A 7,552-nucleotide genomic window follows, 5' to 3' on the forward strand; every position below is an offset into this window, starting at 1 on the left:
TCGTAACAGAATTAATTCTGCTACGATTTAACTATATTTGAATTATTAACGAGTCAACCTTTTTTAGGACAACTCAATCTTTACTTCACATCAAATTAAATTATATGAAAACAGTTTACAACATTTTATGCATTCTCTTCGGAGTGGGAATGATTATTTTCGGGGCAAATAAATTTTTCAACTTTATGCCAACACCAAAACTAACCCCAGAACAACTAGAAATGTTCGGTGCTTTTGGCAAAATTGGTTGGTTAATGCCTCTCATTGCGATTACAGAAATTGTAGGAGGACTTTTAGTATTACTCCCAAAAACAAGAGCAGTTGGTGCATTAGTTATGTTACCAATTATTATTGGGATTTTAGCGCATCATTTTCACCATGATCCTGCCGGAATTCTTCCAGGATTGGTTTTCGCGGTAATTTTACTTTGGATTTTGTGGGAAAATAGAAAAAAATATGCTCAACTTTTAGACTAAAATACCTCTTAAAATATATGAACATCTCTCAAAAATTTTGAGAGATTTTTTTATATTTGGAACATGAAAAAAACATTAATAATCATCTCCTTTTTTATTTCAATATTCACTTTTGCTCAAATTGAAAAACTTTCTGGAAAATGGATTTTAGATAAAGTTTTATACAAAGACGGAAATAATCTTGAAATCAACTCGCCTTATTATTCTTTTTTCACAAAATATGAATTCAGAGATAATTACTTATATATTGATACAGGAAAACAGAAAATAACGGTAGATTCTAAACAAATAAAATCAGATTTTAGAACATTAAACTATTTTTTTGTAGACAATTATTTAGTTCTAGAAGATATTGATGATAAAGAAAAAAAAGTATTTGCCTTTTTAAGACCAAATGATTTTATAAATAGATACCCAGAATTCGCACCAAAAAGAGAAATGAGAAACGGTAAAAATGTTCTCGTTTGTAATGAAGTTTTCGAACCTAATTTTAATTACGAAGATTCTTATAATGACTTTTTCATCAGGAATACACCACAAGGAGACTCAAAAGATGATATTGATTTGTTTTTCAAAATAGAATACATTCTTACAAAAGATAATAAAATTGATTATATAAAAGTTCTGGATTCTAAGACTCCAAGTTATGATTCCAATTATATTTCCGCATTAAAAAAAGCTGAAAAATATTATAAAAATCCTTTTAATGAAGACCTTCTCATCATTCAAGAAGAGAAATTTCTAAAATGGAAAAACGACCTCACTAATAAAGACGAGATAAAACTTTATGAAATTAGAAGAAATATTTTACAATATTATGGAGTCAATAAATTTGAAGAAATCGCTAAAGAATATGAAAAATTAAAGTCTCTCAATATTGGAGAAAACAGGTTTAATTCTTTCTTTGAAGAAACCTTCATCAAATCGGGAATTGCTTTTTTAGCATTAAACAATAATGTAAAAGCATGTGAATGCTTTGAAAAAGCTGGTGATAAAACTAATTTTAAAGTAAGAAATTATTTAATCAATTTTTGTGATAAAACGAAAAACTAGATTTTTATTGAGCTTTTTTATTTTTTACAAAAAACGATAATCCAATTCCCAAAGCTATTAAAACCAAAGCTACTTTATAGGCATATAATCCTGCGTTTACGGCGAAATGATCTTTCATGTAAGCGGTGATTTGTGGGCCTAAAATTCCACCAACTCCCCAAGCTGTAAGTGCTGCTCCGTAAACTATCGGCATCAGTTTTGTTCCAAAAAAATCTTTGATTAAAGATGGTAAAACGCCGAAACCTCCTCCATAATTCAGTAAAATCAAACAAACTCCTACAGAAAATAAAATGGGTGATTTAATAAAAATCAATGAAGCAAAAACGCCCATTTCTATCAAAAGTAATAGTCTGAAAGTGGTTACTCTTCCTAATTTATCTGAAATACTTCCCCAGAAAAATCTTCCTAAACCATTGAATAATGCACTAATTGCAATTAACGTAGCTCCACTTTTTTCTAGCGTTGCGGTGTCTATATTTACGTTGTCGGCTTTCAATAAGTCTTGCAATAATGGAGATTGGAACGATATAAAAATCATTCCCGCAACTACATTAAACATGAAAATCAACCAAATGAAAATAAAATTGGGAGAGAGAATTTCTTTAGTAGCACTTAATTTTTCGGCTGAAATTTCTGTCGATTTTTCTTCTGTTGGCAAGTTCAAAAAATTGGCAAAAAACGGAAGAAGAACCAAAAGAGTAATCCCAATTGCAAGGAAAGTTTTGGCTAAATCTTTTTCAAAATATTCTAAAAATATTGGCGCGAGAAGTTTTGACATGAGTAAAGCGCCCAATCCAAATCCCATGACTACCATTCCTGTTACTAAGCCTTGCTTATCCGGAAACCATTTAGAAACCGTAGCAACTGGCGTTACATAAGCTAAACCTAAACCAATTCCGCCTACAATTCCGTAACCAAAATACAGCAACCATAAACTTTCGTTTTGTAAAGCAAAATAGGAAATAATATAACCGAAAGCGTAGAGAAACGCTCCTATTAACGCTAATTTTCTAGGCCCAAATTTCTGTAAATTTTGTCCGCCCCAACTTGCAGTGACACCCAACATAAAAATCGCTAAGCTAAATGCCCAAGCTGTTTCTGAATTGCTCCAACCAAAAGTTTCGGAGACGGTTTTCTGGAAAAAACTCCACGCGTAAACTGTTCCTAAACACAGATGCACTAAGGTCGCCATCACGGCAATAAACCATCTTTTTCCCGAATTCTGCATAGTACTTTTCATATATAATTTGACGATGCAAAATTATCACTTGAAAAAACTTCCAGAAATTTTATGCGGCTGAATTATCGCAGGTTTTCGAAATTTTATTTTCCAAGATTATTTTTGAAATCGTCTATTCTAAAATCTGTAGCGGCGTTTCCTTTTTCTATTTTTTCTTTAGAATACAGTCGGTAATCGTTTTCGGTTTTGTCTAGAAGATAATCATAAGGCCCAACTGAGGAAATTAGCTTCACCAAAACAGGAGAAATTTCTAGTGTAATAAACATCATCATAATGAAAAATGACGCAAGAGCCATGATAGAATTAGTATCTCCCAATTCTGAAAGTGCTTGTAATCTCGCAGCAAAACCATCAAATTTATTTTCTACTTGTTCAGAATTTTCCTGTTCGGTTTGTAGATTTTGATACACACCAGAAATTTGAGAGTCCAAATATTTCAATCTCGGCTCCATTTGTTTTTGGTAATTTTCTAAATCTTTTCTGCGTTGTTCTTTCAGTTCTGCTTTACGTTTCGCATTTGTTCCGAAGCCTACTTTTCCTGAAGTTAAACCCGTTTTAGTTCCTAAAATTTCTTTTTCTAATTCCACCGAAGCAGAATCGTAAGAAGCTTGATATGTGGCAATTTGTTTCTGAATTTTTTGTTTTTCTTCAGCAAAAGGACCAGATTGTTGCAAAATTCTACCGTTCATTGTTTTTTGCAATTCGGTTTTATTTCTTTGAATAATAGTATTGAGTTGTTTATTGACTTCTTTTTCAAAAATTTTCAATTCTAAAGGTTTTGAAATCACAATTCCGAGAAAAGTTGCCAAAATCAAACGAGGAACCGCCATGAAAAACTGATTCCAAAAACTCCCAGTTTTTTTGATGGAAGAAACAATATATCTATCGAGATTAAAAATCATGAGTCCCCACAAAATTCCAAATCCCGCAGAAATCCAAACATCTTCGAAAACGGTAAACATAGCATAACTTGCCGAAAGTGTAGCAAAAACCGCGGTGAAAAGTACAATTCCGCCAATTCCTGCATATTTATTCCATTCGCTAGGAGATTTTTGTAAAATATGAAGATTAGAACCAGAACACATCATCAGAAATTTCTGAAATCCGTTCATTTGGTGATACATTCCGTTTTTGGTAGGAATATTTTTATCTGGAGTTTGCGTTTTATTTTCCATAGGAATATTTTTTGATTGGTCGAATAATAACGCAACAATGTTACGAATAGTATTAGGTTTTACACAGTAAAATACATGTAAAATCATTTTACAATTTTAAAACACTGAATTACAGTAAACTAAAATTTAATTTTACAAGATTTAGAACACTGAAAATTACTTAATTCTATCAGGATTTTGTTTTAAAAAACTTGCCCAACCTGTGTAATTTTTATCATTTTCAGGTTTTCCTAGATTGAAACTATGACAAACCGCCACTGCTAAACCATCAGAAGCATCAAGATATTTGGTAGGAAATTCTTTCATCGCAAGAAGATTTTGCAGCATTCCTGCAACTTGCTCTTTGCTGGCGTTTCCGTTTCCTGTAATCGCCATTTTTACTTTTTTTGGAGAATATTCGGTGATGGGAATATCACGATGAAGACTTGCAGCCATTGCCACACCTTGTGCTCGTCCTAGTTTGAGCATAGATTGCACATTTTTCCCGAAAAATGGTGCTTCTAGCGCAACTTCATCTGGATGAAATTCGTCTATTAAAGCTAAAGTTTTGTCAAAAATCTTTTTGAGTTTCGTTTCGTGATTGGGTTCTTTTTTCATTACCAATTCATCTATGGCAATGAGTTTCATTTTTCCTTTATATACAGAAATAATCCCGAAACCCATTACAGAAGTTCCTGGGTCAATTCCCAAAATGATTTTTTCTATGTTCATTGATGCAAATTTATTAATTAATTTGTAACAAATGTTGTAACTTAACGGTCTTATTGTGAAGGACTTTTTTAACCTAATAATCAAATTTTATGAAAAAACTTCTTTTAATGACCGCAATGAGCTTTATGCTAGGAACTTCCGTTTCTGTATTTGCTCAAAAAGCTAGTTCTCCTAAATTCTTATCTAATATTGAAGGAATAAAGGAATACGCTCTTGACAATGGCATGAAAGTGCTATTAATTCCTGATCAATCTCAGAGTAACATGGTGGTAAACATTGTTTATAATGTAGGTTCTAAAGATGAAGGGTATGGAGAGAAAGGAATGGCTCATTTATTAGAACACATGCTTTTTAAATCTACCAAAAACCTTGGCGATATAAAAAAACAATTGACTGATAAAGGTGGAATTGCTAATGGCACCACTTACTATGACAGAACAAATTACTACGAAGTTTTCCCATCAAATGATGAAAACCTAAAATGGGCAATACAAATGGAAGCAGACAGAATGCTTAACGCAACTATGCTTCAAAGTGATTTAGATAAAGAGTTTTCTGTAGTAAGAAACGAATTCGAGATGGGAGAAAATAGTCCGACCAGAGTTATGATGGAGGGTGTTTTTTCTAATGCATATATGTGGCACAATTACGGAAATTCTACTATTGGAAGCAAAGAAGACATAGAACGTGTAAAAGCTGTAACTCTTAAAAAATTCTACGAAAAATATTATCAACCTGATAATTCTACATTAATTATTGCAGGAAAATTTGATGAAAATAATGCTTTAAAATACATTAGTGATTATTTTTCAGTATTACCAAAACCAGCAAGAGAATTAGGAGGAACTTATACTGTAGAACCTGCCCAAAATGGCGAAAAATATTTTGAAATCAGAAGGAATAATGAAAGTAAAATTGTAGCTGTAGGATATCATACCCCAGCTTATGCAGACAAAGATTATGCTGCAATAGAAGCATTAGGCGAAATTCTTACGGCAGATCCTTCTGGTTATTTGTATAAAAATTTAGTAGAAACCAAAAAAGTATCTTCCATTTGGAATTATCTCCCTACACTTAGGGATCCTGGTTTAATGTATTTCAATTTTGATGTTTCTAAAGACAAAAATCTAGACGAAACTACACAATTAGTAAAAACTGAACTTGACAAAATTTCCACCATCAAATTTACAGAAGACGACTTAAAAAGAGCAAAAGCTAAACTTCTAAAGAATATAGAAAATTCTAAAAACAATACCATCAATTTTGCAATTAACTTAACAGAAATTATTGGTGCTGGAAACTATAAGCTTGCTTTTCTTTACAGAGATAATGTAGAAGCGCTTACTTTGGCAGACATTAACAGAGTGGCTCAAAAATATTTTAAATCTAACAATAGAACCATAGGTGTTTTCCGTCCTTCTGCTAATGAAGAAAGAGTGTTACCCGCAGAATTTAGAGACAACCAAATTGCGGCTCTTACCAATAATTACAAAGGAAAAGCAATAGAAAAAGAACCTGCACCTTTTGAAGCCAGCATTGCAAATCTTAAGAAAAATCTTACCGAAGGTAAACTTTCAAACGGGATGAAATATGGCTTAATCAACAAAGAATTAAAAGGTGATAAAGTACAAGGAACTTTCCGTTTTATGCTAGGAAACGAAAAAGATTTACTAGGAAAAGCAGAAGTTGGAAGTCTTTTTGCAAATTTACTGAAAGCAGGGACCAAAACCAGAACCAAAGAACAAATTCAGGATTTATTAGACCAAACAAAGTCTAACCTATATTTCAACAGCTACGGACAAAATCTGTACCTTAGCTTCTCTACTTACAATGAGCATTTTCCTAAAATTATGGAATTGATTAAGGATATTTTAAACAATTCTACTTTCCCTCAAAATGAATTAGAAAAATCTGTAACCGAAACCAATACTTGGCTAGAAGGACAAATAAAAGATCCACAAGCTATTGCACAAAATGAATTACAAAGATTAGCCAATCCATATCCTAAAACAAGTATTTTCTATACTCCAAGTTTACAAGAACAAATAGATGATTATAAGAAAGTAACAAGAGAACAAGTAGTAGATTTTTACAAAAACATTTTTGGAACGAGTAATGGTTACGGAACTATCATTGGTAGTTTAGACAAAAATGTAGCTGCTAAATCTTTAGAAAATGTTTTCGGAAAATTAGTGGCTAAATCTAAATTTGTAGAAGTAATGCCAACTTATTTTGAAACTCAAAAAGCAGACAAAAAAATAATAACTCCAGACAAAGAAAATGCAGTAGCACTTGGAACTTTAAGTCTTAAAATGAAACAAGACCATCCTGATTATGCAGCTTTAACAATGGCCAATGAAATTCTAGGAAGTGGAGGTTTCCTTACTGCAAGAATCCCAACTCGTCTTCGTGAAAAAGAAGGAATTTCTTATGGAGCTGGTTCTTTTATTGATGTTCCTCTTAACAATGACGTAGCTTCTTGGGGCTATTATGCGATTCTAAATCCTACAAAAAGAGATGCTGTAGAAAATGCTTTGAAAGAAGAAGTCGCAAAAGCTTTGAAAGACGGGTTTACACAAGAAGAATTAGATGCTAATAAGAAAAGTTTTTCTAACCAAAGAACTACAATGTTAGGCATGGAAAATACTCTTGTGAATTTGGTAAATACTAAATTACAGTATGGAATTTCTCTAGATAATTTTGATGATGTAAATACAAAAATTCAGGCATTAAAATTAGATGAAGTAAATGCAGCTCTTCGAAAATATATTTCTCTAGATAAACTTACTTCAGTGTATGCGGGAGATTTTAACAAAAAATAATGACTAGTCCTAAAAAACCGATACAGATTATAGGACAAAAATAAATAATTAAACCAAAGTAAAAACGTTTTTGCT

At 32.0% G+C, this 7,552-nt stretch carries 6 protein-coding genes; 3 read left to right on the top strand and 3 right to left on the bottom strand.

The window, feature by feature from the left end; genetic code table 11:
* The first annotated feature begins 104 nt into the window (after positions 1 to 104).
* Positions 105 to 476 carry a DoxX family protein gene (locus QO190_RS13060; RefSeq protein ID WP_371463799.1) on the top strand — a complete coding sequence of 124 codons (372 nt, stop codon included), beginning with the start codon at positions 105 to 107 and terminating at the stop codon, positions 474 to 476.
* Positions 477 to 539: 63 nt separating this feature from the next.
* Positions 540 to 1,529: a hypothetical protein gene (locus QO190_RS13065; RefSeq protein ID WP_371463801.1), complete on the top strand. Its 990-nt coding sequence runs from the start codon at positions 540 to 542 to the stop codon at positions 1,527 to 1,529.
* Between the two features lie 4 nt (positions 1,530 to 1,533).
* Here QO190_RS13065 and QO190_RS13070 read toward each other — a convergent pair whose 3' ends face one another.
* From QO190_RS13070 to ruvC, 3 genes are all read right to left on the bottom strand, one after another.
* Positions 1,534 to 2,769 carry an OFA family MFS transporter gene (locus QO190_RS13070; RefSeq protein ID WP_371463803.1) on the bottom strand — a complete coding sequence of 412 codons (1,236 nt, stop codon included), beginning with the start codon at positions 2,767 to 2,769 and terminating at the stop codon, positions 1,534 to 1,536.
* Between the two features lie 83 nt (positions 2,770 to 2,852).
* Positions 2,853 to 3,893, bottom strand: a complete 1,041-nt coding sequence (locus tag QO190_RS13075; RefSeq protein WP_371481345.1) for a DUF4407 domain-containing protein — start codon at positions 3,891 to 3,893, stop codon at positions 2,853 to 2,855.
* Positions 3,894 to 4,100: 207 nt separating this feature from the next.
* Positions 4,101 to 4,655 carry a crossover junction endodeoxyribonuclease RuvC gene (gene ruvC / locus QO190_RS13080; protein WP_371463806.1) on the bottom strand — a complete coding sequence of 185 codons (555 nt, stop codon included), beginning with the start codon at positions 4,653 to 4,655 and terminating at the stop codon, positions 4,101 to 4,103.
* An 89-nt stretch (positions 4,656 to 4,744) separates the two neighbouring features.
* Between ruvC and QO190_RS13085 the strand changes: the two genes are divergently transcribed.
* A complete protein-coding gene (locus tag QO190_RS13085; RefSeq protein WP_371463808.1) occupies positions 4,745 to 7,477 on the top strand; it encodes a M16 family metallopeptidase in 2,733 nt (910 codons plus the stop codon).
* The last annotated feature ends 75 nt before the right edge of the window (positions 7,478 to 7,552 follow it).

Origin of the sequence: Cloacibacterium sp. Arc13 (genome assembly GCF_041431305.1) — a bacterium.
GTDB lineage: Bacteria > Bacteroidota > Bacteroidia > Flavobacteriales > Weeksellaceae > Cloacibacterium > Cloacibacterium caeni_B.